This window comes from Leptotrichia wadei, from assembly GCF_007990545.2.
Taxonomy (GTDB): domain Bacteria; phylum Fusobacteriota; class Fusobacteriia; order Fusobacteriales; family Leptotrichiaceae; genus Leptotrichia; species Leptotrichia wadei.
This window is the reverse complement of sequence record NZ_AP019829.2, coordinates 1264258-1281985: the sequence shown is the minus strand read 5'-3', so window position 1 is coordinate 1281985 and position 17728 is coordinate 1264258. Positions and strand designations below refer to the sequence as shown.

Here is a 17728-nt window from a genome sequence, read left to right as displayed (position 1 = left end):
CATAAAGAAATTAATGAAAATCTTCATTTTCCAAAATAAAATCTCTAACCTTTTCAGCAACCTCCTTTTTAGCAAAAAATATTTTCTCATATTTAAAAGATTTAGTAAAAATAAAAGTTAAAGATGAATAACTTCCTCCGCGATTATAAACTCTATCAATTTTTATATCAGAAATCCAAGAATAAGGAATTATGTACGCTGGATAGATAGAAAATAAATATCTGCTTCCAATTTTTAAATCACTTTGTGCGACCATTCCAGTTTTAACTATTTTCTCAGAGTTGATAAAATCTTCTTTTGCATAATTTAAAAATCTGTATTTTTCTAAGTTATCTAGCATTTCGGCTAATCTTTTATTCTCTTTCTTTTTCATAAATAAGGCAAATAATAATAGAAAAAGTACAATAAACCATAAAAAAATAGGAATACCAAATTTAATAAATACAGATGACATAGGATTTATCGGAAAATCAGAAAACTCTTGTGCAAATTTTAACTCTTTTAGATATTCAGCATATCCACCGAATAAGATATAAATGGTGTCTATCGCTAATAAAAAAATTTCTGCACAGTAAACTGGTTTTGCTGTTCTTTCCATTTTTAATAAATTATAAAAAAATTCTCGTGGTTTTAAGTCTTTTAAAGCATCACTAATTTCAGCGGATATAATTTTTTGCATGTTTCTTTTTCTTAATGATAAAGAAAAAAATATTGATAAAATAAATAAAAATGGTATAAACATTGTTCCTATAATTATTTCATATATTCCCATTTAAAACACTTCCTTTTTAGTATAAGATTTGTTATTTTTAATAAATATAATTAAATTTTTTAAAATTCTATAACTACAACATTCGAAGTTTAATTATAATTAATAGTGTATGGTATCGAATATTCCTTCAAAATAGGTGTCAATTTATTAATTTCATCTAAAACCATTTGTTCAGTAACAAAAAATGTAAATTTACTTGTTTGAAAAAATCGTTTGACTACTTTTGAATTTATCGTATGAATCTTTATCAATCCTCTGCAACTGTTACGAAAACGACTGCAATAAAATTCTATGTAATCAATATCAGAAAGTGGAATCTTTTTTGTAGGCATAGAGTTTAGGCATAAAATTTCATTTTCTATGTAAAAACATTCCATTGTATTTTTTCTTGTTATTAAATAGATAATAGTTGTGATACTAATAATAAGTATTACCAATTGCAATATCAACATAAAAATAAACATTGTATTTTTCTCCTTATTTTTTGAATAAAATGAGTATAATTTGTAATTTTGTAATCTTAAAAAAAATTTTTATTTCTAAAATCATATAGACTCTTAGAAATATTCGTATAAATCATCAATCATCACATTATATTTTGTAAAATATTTTTTCAGCAAACAATAATCAGTTGGCTTGATAGACATTTCAACAAATTTTTTCTCTTCTTTATCAAAAATTTGAAAAGTGGGATTTCTTTCTTTTCTGCCTTTTCCAGCATTAGCCGCATAAAATTTGGCATAACGGATATTATCAATTTCTATAAATTCTATTTCATTGTTTTCATATAATAATTTTATAATTCTTCCACTTATAATTAAAGAATATTTTCTTTTTTTGAGATTTTCCAAAAAAAAGCTAAAATTGACGGCAATCGTTATAATCATAAAAATAACGAAAAAAATATCTTTTGATGTAAAATTTTTTAACAATTCATTTAATTTAAAATAGAGTATTGTAATAAACATAATAAATAATATAATACACAAAAAAATATATGAATTATCTTTTAGTGGATGAATTTCAAATTCATATGGCAATGTCGTTTCTTCAAGTTGTTTCAATTTTCTTTCGATGAAAGAAATATTTACTTTTATAACAATAGCCAAAAATAAAAGAAAAAAAACTGAACCTCCACTATAAATCAAAAATATTATTTGTTTTGGGGAAGTTTTATCTAAAAAATATAATTGCATTAGAGCAATGATAAAAAATATTAATGATAAAATCAAAAATATTTTTACAAATTTTTTCTGTCTTGGAATATTAGGAATCAACATATCTAATTTTTCATCAAAGATATAACCCCATCTTTTACGATTTTTATCCATTTTATGCCTCCTAATTTCATTTTTAGAAATAATATTTTAAAGTCATTTTATTTTAATTAACAGATATTTCCAGCAATCCTAAAATTTTTTCTTTACTTAATGGCTCAACAAGAATATATGAAGCGTCGATAAAATGATACTTATCTTTTGGTAATTTTTTTATAAAATCATTATAATCTAATTGACCAACAACTTGATAACTGTTTGGATCATTTTCATCTCCGTCAATAATTACCAGTCCAATATTCCAGAAAGCAATATCTTCATTTTTAACCATATCTGAATTTTCAAATTCAACACTAGGTTTATAAGGAAGTATCATTCTAAGATTTTGTGTAAGAGTATAAGTTCCTATTATTTTCCCGTCTTCCTTATTTCTGAAAAATCGCTGATTTGCCGAGAAGGCATCTAAATATTGTATTTCCTTTACCATATTAGAAAAAGTATCAATAGGGCTATCTGAATTTTCTATTCTATCAATCATTTCCTGATTAAAGGAAACTATTCTATTTATTCCAAAAATACTGTAAAGAGTCGAATCTTCACCTTTAACTCGTGATGAAATTCCTTCTATTCCATAAAGTATATCACCTTCATAGTCAAATTTATCAATATTGTCAACTGTATATTCTTCTCCCGTTTCACTTATAATTTTTGAATCAAATTTTTTAGCCAATGCTTTTATATATTCCAATGCCAGAAGCCAATCTTCTCTGGACGATGGTGTAAAAACCCTTATGCTATAATTTTTATTTTTATTATCATAATACAATTCAAATCCTCTTGCACTTTCCTTACCATCTCCTATTAAAAGACACTGATAATTAGAAACAGGAGATAGCAGCAAATCATTAATATCAATATTTCCAGTATTGTAGGTATAAAGCTCCTTATCCAGCAAACTCAATGCAGTTTCAACATTTAAAATCGGTTCATAACCTAAAAATTTTTTCTTGTTTTTTACATAAAAACTTATACTCATTTTTTAACCTCCGTATTTTTTTTATTTACTAATTTATTATTTTTATCGCCACTTTATTTTTTAATTTTATTCAAATTTCTAAAAAGATATAATACATCATTTTACTAATTTGTTTAATTTTTCTTTCAACTCATCATCAACTTCAATTTTTTCTAAGTTTTTTATATTTTGTATTATTTCATCAGGAAAAATATATCCCTTCCCTTTCCATTTTTCCAATGTATTAGCTGCTCCATATCTCACATTTTCATATGGAGAATTTAGAGCACATATCATTAAATTTTTTCCTATCCCTTCAAAATTTTCTAGAGTTCTAACTGCAACATCTAAAACTGTAAATTCTTCATTTCTAAAATTGATTTTATCAGTAGGAGATCCTTTCATTTTTTCTAATGGTAATCTTTTTTCTACGAGTAAGACAAGTTTTTCTATATTTTCTTTTTTTGATATATCATACATTATATAGGGATTTTTTAAAAGATTACTTTGTAAATATTCTAAAGCATACGGTTCAATGTCTATTTTTATATATTTTGCTATATCATAAGAATATCCTTTCTTCATTAATTCTTTTATATTATTTACAGTTCTTTCAGAATTTAAAATCTCATTGCAAATTTTTATAAAATTATTATTAATTTTTTTGTCATCTTTTATATATTCTTTAATCATCATAACAGCACGATAATCGTTTTCTGTTGAAGATAAATATTTTGCTTTTTTTAAATATCTTTCAATTAGCATTTCTTTATTTTCTAAGGATGAAATTCCAGAAGCAGGTCCTTCATTTAATAAAGCAGTAATTAAATATGAAATGGCATTAAATTTTTTATTAGAAATATTTTCTTCATCTAATAATTCTAGTAAATTTATTTTTTTTACACAAGTTAATGCAGTGTATGCTGGATCTATTTCATTGTGACAGCCTTCTTCCAATATCCACTCTTTTATTATTTCATCATTAGCGGGTTCTAAATATGCGATAGAATGTACTCTTCCCCATCCTTTAACCTTTTTAGCAATTTCAAAAATTTCTTCATTTGAATTTTCTAGTCTAGTTATTATATCTAAACAAAATAAGGTAAACTCGTCAGAAAGAGCCAAAGTTTTTATTATTTCCATTGCTTTAACATCTTTCTCAACTCCCATTAATAATAATACAGCCAAAGAAAATTTTATATTTTCTTTATTTTTAGAAGTTTTCAATTGAGAGATAGTAAATTCATACATATTATTAGCATTTATTTTTTCACTTTCTTGAATAATCCAATTTAGCAAGGAAGTTCTTGATGAAACCATTAAAAAATCTAAATGGTCTAAATTATTTTGAGCTTCTTTAAATTTTCCTTCTGAAATTTGAAATACAATATTCTTCAAAGTTTCTATATTTTCTTCATTTATAGCAGTATGATACAAAAAAACGCCATCCATTGCACCATCTGCCCAAGGAATTCCATTCTCCTCTTCTTGGGGCAAAGCAAAATCTTCAGGTAATTTTCCGCACTCTTGAATAGAAGATTTTATTAATTCATATATAGATAAATTTTTGTTTTCCAATTTTTTATTCTCCTTTTTTTCTAATTTTTTTGTTATCATTAATTTTTTTATTAGAAAAATAATTGTTACTACAACTACAATAATAAGTATATTTTGAAAAAATTTCATAAATCCTCCATTATAATTTTATTATATTTTACCATTCATTTACAGAATATAAAAGAGCAAGCCTAATTTGTGTCAAAAGTTCTTCCGTAAGACTGTCATATTCACTTTCAAGCCCTTTTTTGTGTGCATAATAAGGAGGGCTGTCATTCCAGGAACTCATTCCACCAAAAACATTAGAAATTTTGGCGGAATAAAAAAGTCTTGCATTTATTTTAGGTATTTTAAAAAGAGTTTGTCCATAAAGAGTATTTCTTATATTTTCAAAACTTTCCCCATTTAAAATGTTAAAAGCTTTTCTAAAGATATTTCCAAAATTTGAAAAATTAATTTTATCAGCCAAAGTTGCTATTTTACTTAATATATTTTTAAAATCTTCTGTATTATCATAAAATTTAAGTTTTCCATTGATAGAATTTTCATATTTGTGAGCAGTATAAATAACATTTCGTCCACCACTTGTTTTCTTCCATTTTGGTGTAAAATAAAGAATCAAATTATTTTTAAAATAGCAAATAAGTTTAATTTTACCTGTATTTAAATCGTTGGAAATATTTAAATTTTTAGATGAAACAGGTAATAAAATTTTTATATCTTCTAAACTTAACTTTAAACAATAATCAAACCATTCTTCAATATTTCTGGCTTTATAGTTTTTTTCTAAAAAATCTATTTTATTTTTAGAGAATAAAAATTCTATACTTTTTTCATATTCAAAAGGAAAATATTCAATATTAGTTTTAGTTTTTAAGGCAAATTTTACTGTTAATGTAATATCACAAATTTGTATAATTTCCATGTTCATAAAAATAACCTCCATTTGAATATTTTGTATATAATTCTGAGCAGTTCAACAGTTTTATCTCATTATATGCTCATCTAACTGAATAAAGCAAACAATTTTTTTATTTTTCAGTTCCTCTACACTTGGTAATATATCATTTTCCTCGTCATCTTCCAGTCCTACCTGAGCAATTAAATGGTCGGGAAATTCATCTTCATAAATATCACAGGTAATAAACGGAACACTTTTAATACACAGAGCATCCTGCATATCTACATAATAGATTGTATTTCTAAATACATCAAGGGTTGATTCATTAATAATAATTTCAACTTTTCCAACATAAAAAATTTCATTTTTCTTTCTAAACATTTCATTTTCCTCGTTTATAAATATTTTTTTATTGATAAAGCTTAGCAAAATCCAAGATTTCATCAAATATTCCATTTATTTTACCACAATTTTAAAAAAAATTAAATATATTTAAGCAAAGAAAAAAATTATAAAAATAGTATAAATAAATTGAATAAAATTTTTAAAAACATATGCTATAATTAATTATATTAATCAAAATCTATTTAAAATAAATTCAATATTCAAAAAATATTAAAAAAGGAGCAAATATGAAAAAATTAAATTTCAAAATAGAAGAAAAAGAATGTATTTTATATACAAATGAAAATAAAAAGATAGAATATATCCTAATACAGCCTGTCGATGAGCATGATATGCAACTTTTAGACAATGAAGTGAAATATATTTCTGAAAATACGGATAAAAATTTTAGTTTGGCAGCTTTTAAAATAGAAGACTGGAATAGCGAACTGACACCTTGGGAAATGCCACTTCTTCGTGGAAAAGGAAATTTTGGAGATGGAGCTGGTAAAACATTAGAGTTTATAAAGGAAAAATTGATTCCAAGTTTGGCAGAATTTATGAATATTCAAGAAAAGAATGTGAAGTATATTTTAGGCGGATATTCTCTTGCTGGATTATTTTCTCTGTGGAGTGGTTATGAAACTAATACTTTTTATGGAGTAGCAGGCGTTTCTCCTTCTGTGTGGTATGAGGGCTGGATAGATTTTGTAAGAAATGCTGAACTAAAGGCAAACAATGTATATCTGAGCCTTGGAAAACTGGAAGAAACTTCTAAACATAAAATATTAGCTAAAATTGGTGACAATATAAGGGAGTATTCTGAAATATTAAAAAATTCTGGAATTGAAAAAAGTATTTTGGAATGGAATGAGGGAAATCATTTTAATGATTCAGATATACGAACTGGAAAAGGATTTGTTTGGATTTTAGAAAATTGTTAATTTTATTAATTTATAATTTAAATAAGTTGAATAGTTCAAATCCCCTAAGGGTAGAGGCAGAGGTGAAATTCGAGATTTTTCGACTATCTAGTTAATCTGTAAATAATATACATAATAACTAGAAGTCTAATAAGTTCATCGCTATTCACTGCTCTAAACCTCCTTGATATGTAATTTGGGCATTGGGATACCCAAAGTTAATTATAACAAAAAAAGCTAGAAAAATCTAGCTTTTAATCCCAATTTTATTACATATCATAAGTTCCCCTTAGGGTTTTTAACAATTTAATTATATCATATTTTCAAAAAAAGTCAATTAGTCAAAAAATTTTTTTAATTTATAAATTTAAACTCTATATTTTTTATGGTATACTAGTAATAGTAAAGTAACAGTTTATTTTTTGGAGGAAGTATAATGAAAAAGTTTAAATTAATGATGGTTTCATCACTTTTAATGGTGGCAGGAATTACAACTTTTGCAGCAAAAACAAATAATAAAAAACTTGAAAAAAAATCAGTTGTATTTACTGGAGCAACAAAGGAAAAATGTATGAGCTTAAAAAATAGCAAAATTTATCAGACTGAGATTACAAGTACGGAATGGAAAGAGGAAGGACCTTTGGAAGAAGATGCTAATGCTAGCTTTAGTGGTTCTAGTACGGCTAAGGCTTCGGCACCTGCACACTGTGTTGTGAAAGAGAAAATTGAAAATAGAAAAGGTGCAGATGGGAAAGATTATTCGATTGGATTTGAATTGAGATTACCTGCAAAATGGAATAATAAGTTTTTATTTCAAGGTGGTGGAGGATTAGATGGTTCCGTTTCACCAGCAACTGGGACAGCCCGTCCGTCAGGATCAACCGCAGAACCAGCTTTGACTCGTGGATATGCCGTTGTAAGTACTGACAGTGGACATTTTGGAAGTAATACAAGTTTTGCAAAAGATCAACAAGCTATCTTAAATTATGCATTCTAATCTACTGGAAAAGTTACGAATGTTGCAAAACAATTAATCAACGAAATGTATAATTTGATGCCAAAACACAGTTATTTTTGGGATGTTCAAATGGAGGTCGTGAGGCAATGCAAGCCGCTATGTATTATCCAAATGAGTTTGATGGAATTATTGCGGGAAATCCTGGATTCAGATTGTCGAAAGCTGCAATTGGTGAAATATGGGACAACAACCAATTTCTAAAATATGTACCGACTGATAAAAATGGTAACAAAATAGTTGCAGACGCTTTGACGCAAGAGGATTTGGATGCTGTTGCTCAAGGTGTGCTTGATAGATGTGATGCTAAAGATGGTTTGAAAGATGGAATTGTAAACAATTGGGAAAAATGCGACTTTAAACCTGAAATGGTTGAGAAAAAAATTGGAAAGAAAAAAGTTGCATTATTAAATGCAGTATTCAACGGTGCGAAAAATAGTAAAGGCGAAAATGTTTACGCATCTTGACCTTATGATGCAGGAATAAATATAATGGGTTGGCGTATGTGGAAACACGGGACCTCAAAAACAGGAACACCAAATTCAATGAATTTCATGATGGGAACAGCTAGTTTGAGTGATTATTATATGAAGCCTGCAAGACCAGGAATGAAACCAACAGAATTTGATTTTGATAAGGATGTTGCCAAAACAAATGAAATTGGTGGATTAAATGACGCTGATAAAACTGATTTGTCAACATTTAAAGCTCGTGGTAGAAAAGTCATTATTTATGAAGGTGTATCAGATCCCGTATTTTCAGCTCACGACATTAGGGACTGGTATAAAAAATTAGTGGAAAATATGGGAAATATTGATAATTTCACACGTTTATTTATGGTTCCTGGAATGAATCACTGTGGTGGAGGCCCTGTAATGGAAAATTTTGACGCTTTGACAGCCCTTGAAAAATGGACTGAAGAAAATATTGCACCAGATTATATAGTTGGAAAAGCAGGGAAAGAATATCCAGATCCAAATAAGGAACAGCCACTTTGTCCATATCCAAAGGTAGCAACTTATATTGGTGGAGATAAGAATAAGGCTAGTAGTTTTAAATGTAAATAATAATTATTAATAAAAAAGGGCTGTCTCATAAGGATAATTTGATGAAAGCAGCCCTGTTATATCTGCTGAAAAGTTCAACCCAAAAATTCTCTCCAAAATTTTAAGATAGTAAATCAATATGGATTTATTCAAAATATATTTCTAATAAATTCAAATAGGTAATTAAAACTTTTAAAGAGAATATTACAGTATATAGACATTATCAAGATATTCCATATCATATATCAAAGGCGTACATATAAAGCATTTGAGAGAGGTTCTTTTATTTAGGCATACTGTACTTCGTTTAAAAAGCGAAAACTTATTTTAATTATTTAAAAATAAATATTCAGGTTTAAACTACTAAAGAGATTTATAATATATTCGTCATTTAAATAGGTTCAGTATTAAATATCTTTTCTAATATGCTTTTCAGCAATTTCAACTACTTTATTTACTCTATTTGTATATTTCTTTTCATTTATTAAATAATCGGTAGTCATCCATGTTTTTACAATTTCTTGTGCGATAGCAGAACCAATAATTTTTCCACCAAGACAAAGTACGTTTGTATTTGAGTGAGAACGAGCTAAACTTGCACAAAATGGATCTTGACAAACAGCAGCATAAACACCGTAAATTTTATTTGCAATTAAGGCACTTCCATAACCAACACCATCTATAAAGATTCCCCTGTCAACTTCTAGCTTACTTACTGCAAGTGAAGCAGGATAAATAAAATCAGGCAAGTCACAAGATTCTTCATTAAAAGGTCCGAAATCTATAACTTCATGTCCTTGTGATTCCAGCAATTCCTTAATTTCCTTTTTTAAATTAAATCCAGCATGATCTCCAGCCATTGCTATTTTCATAAAATCATCTCCTAATATTTTTATATATTTTCATTTTACTTTAAAAAGTTAAAAAAAATCAACAAGCTAATTAAAGTTTTTTGTATTCAGGAATCCATTTTGTATTTTCAATCACTTCTTTCAAATTATCAACAGGTTCTCTATTTAATTTTTGTTCTAATACACTTTCTCCTACTGCAAGTGCTACTGTTTCAGAAAATTCTGTTAATTTTGATACAGGTGGAAGTACTGCAGCACAAGGTTTATTTGTATCAACAATTCCTCCTAGTGAATGAGCTGCTGCTGAAATTATTTTATCATTTAAGAGTCTTGATTTTGTTGCAATAATTCCAAGTCCTAATCCAGGATAAATTAATGCGTTATTAGCTTGTCCAATTTCATAAACAGTTCCTTTATATTCTATAGGATCTGATGGAATTCCTGTTGCAATAAGAGCTCTTCCGTCTGTCCATTCAATAAGATCTTTCGCAGATGCTTCTGCTAATTTTGTAGGATTGCTTAATGGAAAAATTATAGGTCTTTTTGTATGTTTTGCCATTTCTTGTATGATCTCTTTTGTAAAAGTTTTTGGTACTGTTGAAGTTCCTACTAAAATTGTTGGTTTTATAGCTTTAACTGCTGCTTCTAAATTTATTAGTTCATCAGAATTTTCAAATTCATCACGTTTTCTAGCAAAAGGAATTTGTTCTGGTGTCAATCCTTCTGTATCTTCAAATAATAATCCTTGCTTATCAACTAAATAAAAGCGCTTTTTTGCTTCTGTTTCAGAAAGTCCTTGTTCAATCATTTCATCAAGAATTCTTTTAGCAATTCCAGCTCCAGCAGTTCCTGCACCAAAACACATGTAAACTTGATCCGTAAGTTTTTCACCAGAAATTTTTAATGCTCCTAAAATTCCAGCTAAAGTAATAATTCCTGTCCCCTGTATATCATCATTAAAAGTTGCAATTTCATTTTCATACTTTTTCAAGATATTAGCAGCATTTAATCTTCCAAAGTCTTCCCAATGAAGATATAAATCTGGAAAAATTTTCTCAGCTGTTTTTACAAATTTATCAATAAGATTATAATATTCGTCACCTCTAACTCTTTCAAATTTATTTCCCAAATAAAATTCATTCTCCAATAATTCTTTTCTATTCGTACCTGCATCAATCACAACTGGAAGAACTGTAGAAGGATCAATTCCAGCTGCGGCAGTATAAACCATTAACTTTCCAACTGAAATATCTACTCCGTTAGTTCCCCAATCTCCAATTCCTAAAATCCCTTCAGCATCTGTAACAACTATCAATCGAATATTTCTATCACTTGCGGCATTTTTTAAAATTGTTTCTATATTTTCTGGTTCTTTTACCGACAAATAAGCTGCATTCTGAGGGTTTACAAATAACTCGCTATAATTTTCTATACTTTCTGCAATTACAGGATCATAAACAATAGGCATAAACTCAACAACATGTTCATTAAATAAATAATAAAATAACGTTCTATTTGTATTAAAAATTTCCATCAAAAAATGTCTTTTTTCTATTAATTTATCTTTCGCTTGAAATTGTTTATAAACTTGTTTTGCTTGAATTTCTATCGTTTGAAATTGTGCTGGTAACAGTCCCAATAATCCATATTTTTCTCTTTCTTCTTTTGTGAACGCCGTTCCTTTGTTAAGAAAAGGATCGTTTAAAATTTCATAACCTGATTTCATAAATAATCACCTCTAAGTTTTTAAAATAATTTTGATAAATTAATTATAACATGGGATAGTAGAGAAATTGATTTGTTTATACTTTAATTAAAGGAAATTAAAGGAAAATATCTATACATTTATTAGATAAAATGATAAAATATATTCAATTATGATTGAATAAATAATAAAGTATTTGTGAATTATGAAAAATTAGATTGGAAAATATGTCAGGGAACTTTATAAAGTAAAAAAATAAAAAATGGAGAAATAGCAGTGAATAAATTAATAAGGGATTTTGAGAATACAAAATATTTTGGATACATGTTTTTTATAGAATATGATGGACAAAAGTTTGAATCTTTTGATGAAAATCCAAATAAAAAAAGTGTAAAAGCAGAATTTAGAAAAATTCTGGAAAGCAGCAAAATCAAGATTTTTAAAGGAATCCAGCAGGCTGGAAGAACTGATACGAATGTGAGCGCAAAGGGAAATATTCTTTATATAAATTCCAAAAATATTATTGATTTTTCAAAATTAAAACTTTTAGGGACAGAAGGGCTGGAAATCAATAAAATAGTAAGAACATTGCCGTTTTTAGAATTTCCGCAAATGATTGAAAAAAGATATTATATTTATGAATATCCAGAAAATCTTGTGAAGAATAATGAAGAGAGAATAAGTCAGATTTGTGAGAAAGTTTCTGGGAAAAGGGATTTTTACGAATTTACTTCAGAAAAGGGGAAAAAATTAAAGAATCATATAAGGGAAGTTTTTGTGAAATATGAAAATGGCAGGCTATATTTTGTGGGAGATGGATTTTTGCCGCAGCAGGTGCGAATTATGAGTAATTTCATTTTAAATAACACAAAGCTTGATATTGAAAAATTAAACAATAAAAACTTTGAAAATAGAAAATTAGGGATAAAAGACAAGGCGCTTGACGGGAAATATTTGATATTGGAGAAAGTTGAATTTTCAGAGGAATTGGAGAAAATCAGTTTTTTTGATGTCGAAAATATTGAAGAACTGATGGTTTTAAAAAATGAGGATTATGGAAAAGATTTTGTGAAATTAAATGAAAAAAGTTTAGAAGCAGGAAATTCTGCAAGTAAAATAAATGGCTTGAATGAGGAATTAAAAAATATTGGTGGAATTGCTAAAATTAAGAAAATTGAGAAAAATGGCTATTTTACAGTATTTTTTGTTGAAAAGAAGGATAAAGGGGAATTTATTGGGAAAAATGGGAAAAATATTAGGAAGTTGAAGAAAATTTTTGGAGATATAGTTGTGAAGGAAATGTAGATATGAGAAAAATAGAGACATTATATTTTCTGCCAAGGAATCAAAACGACTTGTTTCAGAATATTTATTTTATTAAATTCTAAGTTTGTGTGGCTATTGAACGGGTTTAAGAAAAAATTAAGTATAAATAAAAATATATGAAAGAGGTTGGAAAAATGTATATTATTAGGAAAGCGATAGAGTATTTTAAGCCAAAGATTAATAGGGCTTATATGAATGAGGCTTTGAAAAGGCTTACAGAAAATGAGAAAAAAATATTTTTAGAAATGTCAGATTATGATAAGTTTCATTCGCTTGAAGTTTATAAAAAATTGAGAAAAACGGAATTGAGAAATGATGATAAATATTTGAAATTAGCACTTCTGCACGACTGCGGGAAGGGAAATGTGTCAATTGTAACGAGAATTCTGCATAAGTTGGGATTTAAGACAGAATTGCAAAATCATGCACAAAGAAGTTTTGAAAAGTTGGAAAAAGTAGATGAGGAAGTAGCGATTTTGGCTAAAAACCATCATAATAGGGAGTATTCAGAGGAAATGGGTATTTTTCAAAAATGTGATGATGAGAGTTAAAAAATTGATGAAAAATTTTTAGAAAAGAGTGAATTTATGGAAGACAAGTATAAAATGACATTAGAGGAAAATATTTTTGTTGCAAAAAGGAATATAGTAGATTCTATTTGGAAATCAGCAAATTTGGAAGGAATAGCTGTGACTTATCCTCAGACTGAAACGATTTTTCAAGGGCTGGGAATTCAAAATATGAAAGTTAAGGATATAAATGCCATTGTTAATTTGAAACATTCGTGGGAATTTATTTTGGAAAATATTGAATATCCAGTTGATTTAAATTATATCTGTAAAATAAATCAACTTATTGGAGAGGCAAATGTAAATCCTTTCCCAGGACAATTGAGATTTTCTGATGTCAGTATGGGTGGAACAGATTGGAAGCCTGAAATTCCTGATAAAGAAAAAGTGAATGATAGTTTGAACAAGATTTTAGAAAGTGGAAATTCTGCAACAGAAAAAGCAATAAATTTAATGCTATATTTAATGAGAAGCCAGCTTTTTTATGATGGAAATAAAAGGACAAGCATGATGGCGGCAAATCAGGTGATGATTCAAAATGGTGCAGGGATTATTTCAGTTCCTATAAAATATCAGGAGAAATTTTTGGAATTGCTTGTGAAGTTTTATGAAACTAATAATATGGATGAAATTAGGGAATTAATTTATAATCATTGTATTGACGGGATAAATTTTAAAAGGGAATAAAATTTTGGGAAATAAAAAATTATATAAAGAAAGAAAAATAGATAATTATGAATGAAAAGAAAGAAAAATATGAAATTGAAAATGAATTTGAAGGTGAAATAGATAGTGAAAATGAGAAAAATATTTTTGTTTTGAATGAAGAGGCTGGAAGCAGGATTGATAAATTTTTGTCAGAAAGGATGGAATTGACACGGACACGGATTCAGCAGCTTATAAAAGATGAAAATATTTTAGTAAATGGGAAAAAGACAAAGCCAGCTTATAAAATTGAAGAAAATGATGTGGTAAAAGTTGTAATTCCAGAGTTGGAAACAGTTGAGATTAAGCCTGAAAATATTGATATTGAAATAATTTATGAGGACAATGATTTGGCAGTTATTAATAAAAGGGCTGGAATTGTTGTTCATCCTGCAAATGGGCATTATTCGGGAACGCTTGTAAATGCAATCTTGTATCATATTAAAGATTTGTCGGGAATAAATGGGGAAATACGTCCAGGAATTGTGCACAGGCTGGATAAGTATACGAGCGGACTTTTGATAATTGCCAAAAATGACAAGGCACATCTAAAATTGTCGCAAATGTTTCACGATAAAGCTGTGAAAAAAACTTATCTTGCAATTTTGAAGGGAAAATTGAATCAAAAAAGCGGGAGAATTGTAACACAAATCGGACGTGATAAAAACGACAGAAAGAAAATGGCTGTAATAAATGATTTAAATTCAGGAAAAACTGCAATTACCAATTATGAAGTAATTTCACAGGCGGAAAAGTTTACACTTGTTAAAATTCATATTGAAACTGGAAGAACTCATCAAATCAGAGTTCACATGAAACATCTGGGATACCCAATTTTAGGCGATAGTGTTTACGGAAGGCCAGACAGTGAAAAACGGCAAATGCTTCATGCCTATAAACTGGAATTTCAACATCCAATTACAGAAGAGAATATGGAATTTATTGCAGAATTGCCGGAAGATTTTAAAAAGGCGCTGAAAAAATGTGGGCTGGAGCTTGAAAATTATTAATTTGGATATTTTAAAGGCATTTATAAACTTGCTAAATAAAATTATAAAAAATAGGGGAAAAAACTTATGGATGAAAAAAAATTAGGAAATAAAAAAAATGAACTACTAGAATTTGATAAAAAATATAATAAAATTGTTGTTGGGGTTGATGAGGCTGGGAGAGGGCCTTTGGCTGGGCCAGTCGTGGCTGGGGCAGTTATTGTAAATCAGGATTTTCCAGAATTGCAGGAAATTAATGATTCAAAGAAATTGGCTGAAAAGAAAAGGGAGAGATTGTTTGAGGCAATAGAAAAAAATTGTATTGTGGGAATTGGGATTGCGTCAGAAAAGGAAATTGATGAGATGAATATTTTGAATGCAACATTTCTAGCAATGCGTCGAGCGATTAATCAAGTGGCTGAAAAATCAGCATTTGACATAGTTTTAGTTGATGGTAATCATTTGATTCGAGAGTATGAAGGAAAGCAGGAGTGCATTGTGAAAGGAGATGGTAAATCTCTTGCAATTGCGACAGCTTCGATTGTGGCAAAGGTTACAAGGGACAGAATGCTTTGTGAAATAGCAAAAGAATTTCCTGAGTACGAATTTGAGAAACATAAGGGGTATGGAACTAAGAAACATAGGGAGATTTTACTTGAAAAAGGGGCTTGTAAGTATCATAGGAAGACGTTTTTGAAGAAGATATTGGGAGTAAAAAATTAAAAATATATAAAATATTATAATCCCTTTATAAAAAATAGTATTTTAAAGAAATTGCAAAGATAATTATAACAAATACTTGATTTTATAGAATAATATGATAAAATAATAAAGCGTATAAATGAAAAAAAATATTTTTTATTGAATTATGATTAAAAAGGGAGAAAACAATGGACAGTAAAGAATTTGCATTTGCACTAAATAGTGAAGAAAACTTTGAGGATTCTTTTGATTTTGATGAATTAGAGGAAAAATTACAAAGTCAGTTAAAATTAGAACTATCAGAACTTGAAATTTTAAAAGAAAATCAGAAACAAATAGGAGATCCTGATAATTTGGGTAAAGTTGTAGAGGATGTGATTTGGGAACAGGTTAATAATCAAATTGCAATTGTAGCAGGAGAAGACTTCGTAAAGGAAAATGGTGATTTAAAATTAGATTTAAGAAGTGAAGCACACATCCAAACTCCTGAAAATTTTGAAAAAGGAAAAATAGCTAAACATAATTATATAAGTAAAAAGAAATTAGAACAGAATTATGATAGATATAAAAATATGTCTCATAAAGATTTTAGAAAAAAATATGTGAATCCAGGAATGGATGATGAGGATAAGGGTCTAAAAAGAGCGGGAGATTTAAAAAAGAAAGGTATTAATACAGTTGTAGATATATATAACGGTAGACAAATTCCTACTAATACTAAATTAGAAAATGGTAAAAATAATCCTAAAGCTGCTGAAAGAGAGCATGTTAGACCTTCAGCAGAGCTGTATGAAAATTCATCACTTCAAATGGCGAATAACAATGAAGAGTTAACAGATATAATAAATAATCCTCAAAATCTACAAGGATATACAACTTCAGAAAGAAATAAGAGGAAAAGTAATAAATTACCTGATGAAATAGATAATAGAGATAAAACAAAGCATTGGAAAGAAGCGGATGAGAAAGCTGAAAAATTTATTGAAAAAAAGGAGAGAGAAGGAGAAGAAAGGTTAAGAAAAGAAGGGATCCAAACGCAAAAAGAAGAAGCGTTTCGTATTGGTGGTACAGCACTTAGAGCCGTTGTTATGGGATTATTGGTTGATTTAATAAGAGAAATAATAACCAAATTAGTTAAATGGTTTAAAACAACGAAAGGAAAGTTTGAGATGCTTTGGGATAGTTTGAAAGAAGCAATTTATTCTTTTATAGGAAAAATGAAAACACACGTAATAAATGCTGGAAATGTTTTATTTACTACAATAGCTACGGCTATTGTTGGACCTGTTTTTCGTACTTTAAAGCAAGTGTGGATGTTATTAAAACAAGGCTGGCAAGCTATTAAAAATGCTATTGATTATATTAAAAGTCCTGAAAACAAAAATAAACCAATAGGACGTTTAATTTTAGAAACTGGTAAAATTGTAATAGCAGGATTAACAGGAGCAGGTGCTATAGTATTAAGTGAAGTAATAGAAAAAGGACTATCCTCAATACCAATATTATTGGTTGAAATACCATTGCTTGGTAGTTTGGCAAATATAATAGGAATATTTATGGGAGCAGTTGTATCTGGAATCATAGGAGCGATAGCAATTCACTTTATTCAAAAAATAATAGAAAAACAAATGAAAAATGAAGTTCTTTCAAAACAAATAGATAAAGGAAATCAAGTTTTAATAACACAATACAAAATTCAGAAATTAAATGGAGAAAAATTAATTTATCAAAAAGGACAAGTTGCTTCGAATATTATAAATAGACATGAAAAACTTTCAAAATATAATGCAGAAATAGAAAGAGAGACAGAAGAAAAGAATAAAGTTTATAAAGAAGAGTTAGAAGAGTATAAGAAAAACGCTGAAAAAAATCTTGAAAAATATATTGCAGAAAATATTATAATTAGTAGTGAAGAAGAAATAAAGAATCAAGAAAAAATAGAAAAAAATTTTGATGAAATTAATTCTTTGTTAAATAGTTTAATAGATTAG

Annotated in this window: 17 protein-coding genes and 1 pseudogene; 9 read left to right on the top strand and 9 right to left on the bottom strand. The window is 27.9% G+C overall.

Going from position 1 to position 17728, the window contains the following annotated elements; translation table 11 throughout:
• Positions 1–10: 10 nt before the first annotated feature.
• From FVE73_RS05960 to FVE73_RS05930, 7 genes are all read right to left on the bottom strand, one after another.
• Positions 11–772: a hypothetical protein gene (locus FVE73_RS05960; protein WP_018497890.1), complete on the bottom strand. Its 762-nt coding sequence runs from the start codon at positions 770–772 to the stop codon at positions 11–13.
• A gap of 89 nt (positions 773–861) precedes the next feature.
• Positions 862–1236, bottom strand: coding sequence for a hypothetical protein (locus tag FVE73_RS05955; RefSeq protein ID WP_018497891.1), 375 nt, complete (start codon positions 1234–1236; stop codon positions 862–864).
• A gap of 93 nt (positions 1237–1329) precedes the next feature.
• Positions 1330–2103: a hypothetical protein gene (locus tag FVE73_RS05950; protein WP_018497892.1), complete on the bottom strand. Its 774-nt coding sequence runs from the start codon at positions 2101–2103 to the stop codon at positions 1330–1332.
• Between the two features lie 52 nt (positions 2104–2155).
• Entirely contained in the window at positions 2156–3085 is a 930-nt protein-coding gene (locus FVE73_RS05945; protein ID WP_018497893.1) for a DUF4299 family protein, read from the bottom strand.
• A 96-nt stretch (positions 3086–3181) separates the two neighbouring features.
• Complete coding sequence (locus FVE73_RS05940; protein WP_018497894.1) at positions 3182–4750, bottom strand: hypothetical protein; 1569 nt, start codon at positions 4748–4750, stop codon at positions 3182–3184.
• A gap of 28 nt (positions 4751–4778) precedes the next feature.
• Positions 4779–5552 (bottom strand): hypothetical protein, encoded by a 774-nt coding sequence (locus tag FVE73_RS05935; RefSeq protein WP_018497895.1) that lies wholly within the window; start codon positions 5550–5552, stop codon positions 4779–4781.
• Positions 5553–5606: 54 nt separating this feature from the next.
• The gene (locus tag FVE73_RS05930) at positions 5607–5903 is read right to left on the bottom strand and encodes a hypothetical protein (protein ID WP_146997842.1); all 297 of its coding nucleotides are present in this window, start codon (positions 5901–5903) and stop codon (positions 5607–5609) included.
• A 251-nt stretch (positions 5904–6154) separates the two neighbouring features.
• On the opposite strand from FVE73_RS05930, the gene FVE73_RS05925 reads away from it, so the two are divergent.
• From FVE73_RS05925 to FVE73_RS11115, 3 genes and pseudogenes are all read left to right on the top strand, one after another.
• Positions 6155–6850, top strand: coding sequence for an alpha/beta hydrolase-fold protein (locus tag FVE73_RS05925; RefSeq protein WP_018497897.1), 696 nt, complete (start codon positions 6155–6157; stop codon positions 6848–6850).
• 415 nt (positions 6851–7265) lie between these two features.
• Entirely contained in the window at positions 7266–7826 is a 561-nt protein-coding gene (locus FVE73_RS11050; protein WP_269473106.1) for a tannase/feruloyl esterase family alpha/beta hydrolase, read from the top strand.
• Between the two features lie 107 nt (positions 7827–7933).
• Positions 7934–8911, top strand: a pseudogene (locus tag FVE73_RS11115) (tannase/feruloyl esterase family alpha/beta hydrolase).
• Between the two features lie 386 nt (positions 8912–9297).
• Here FVE73_RS11115 and FVE73_RS05915 read toward each other — a convergent pair.
• Together FVE73_RS05915 and FVE73_RS05910 are read right to left on the bottom strand one after the other, a co-directional pair.
• Positions 9298–9762 carry an RpiB/LacA/LacB family sugar-phosphate isomerase gene (locus FVE73_RS05915; RefSeq protein WP_018497898.1) on the bottom strand — a complete coding sequence of 155 codons (465 nt, stop codon included), beginning with the start codon at positions 9760–9762 and terminating at the stop codon, positions 9298–9300.
• A 70-nt stretch (positions 9763–9832) separates the two neighbouring features.
• Positions 9833–11467, bottom strand: coding sequence for a malolactic enzyme (locus FVE73_RS05910; RefSeq protein ID WP_018497899.1), 1635 nt, complete (start codon positions 11465–11467; stop codon positions 9833–9835).
• A 255-nt stretch (positions 11468–11722) separates the two neighbouring features.
• Between FVE73_RS05910 and FVE73_RS05905 the strand changes: the two genes are divergently transcribed.
• From FVE73_RS05905 to FVE73_RS05880, 6 genes are all read left to right on the top strand, one after another.
• Positions 11723–12751 carry a pseudouridine synthase family protein gene (locus FVE73_RS05905; protein ID WP_018497900.1) on the top strand — a complete coding sequence of 343 codons (1029 nt, stop codon included), beginning with the start codon at positions 11723–11725 and terminating at the stop codon, positions 12749–12751.
• Positions 12752–12906: 155 nt separating this feature from the next.
• Positions 12907–13323 (top strand): HD domain-containing protein, encoded by a 417-nt coding sequence (locus tag FVE73_RS05900; RefSeq protein ID WP_018497901.1) that lies wholly within the window; start codon positions 12907–12909, stop codon positions 13321–13323.
• 36 nt (positions 13324–13359) lie between these two features.
• Positions 13360–14028 carry a Fic family protein gene (locus tag FVE73_RS05895; RefSeq protein WP_018497902.1) on the top strand — a complete coding sequence of 223 codons (669 nt, stop codon included), beginning with the start codon at positions 13360–13362 and terminating at the stop codon, positions 14026–14028.
• A gap of 47 nt (positions 14029–14075) precedes the next feature.
• Entirely contained in the window at positions 14076–15056 is a 981-nt protein-coding gene (locus tag FVE73_RS05890; RefSeq protein WP_018497903.1) for an RluA family pseudouridine synthase, read from the top strand.
• A 66-nt stretch (positions 15057–15122) separates the two neighbouring features.
• Positions 15123–15758 carry a ribonuclease HII gene (locus tag FVE73_RS05885; protein WP_018497905.1) on the top strand — a complete coding sequence of 212 codons (636 nt, stop codon included), beginning with the start codon at positions 15123–15125 and terminating at the stop codon, positions 15756–15758.
• Positions 15759–15925: 167 nt separating this feature from the next.
• On the top strand, positions 15926–17728 hold the full coding sequence (locus FVE73_RS05880; protein ID WP_018497906.1) for a hypothetical protein: 1803 nt from the start codon (positions 15926–15928) through the stop codon (positions 17726–17728).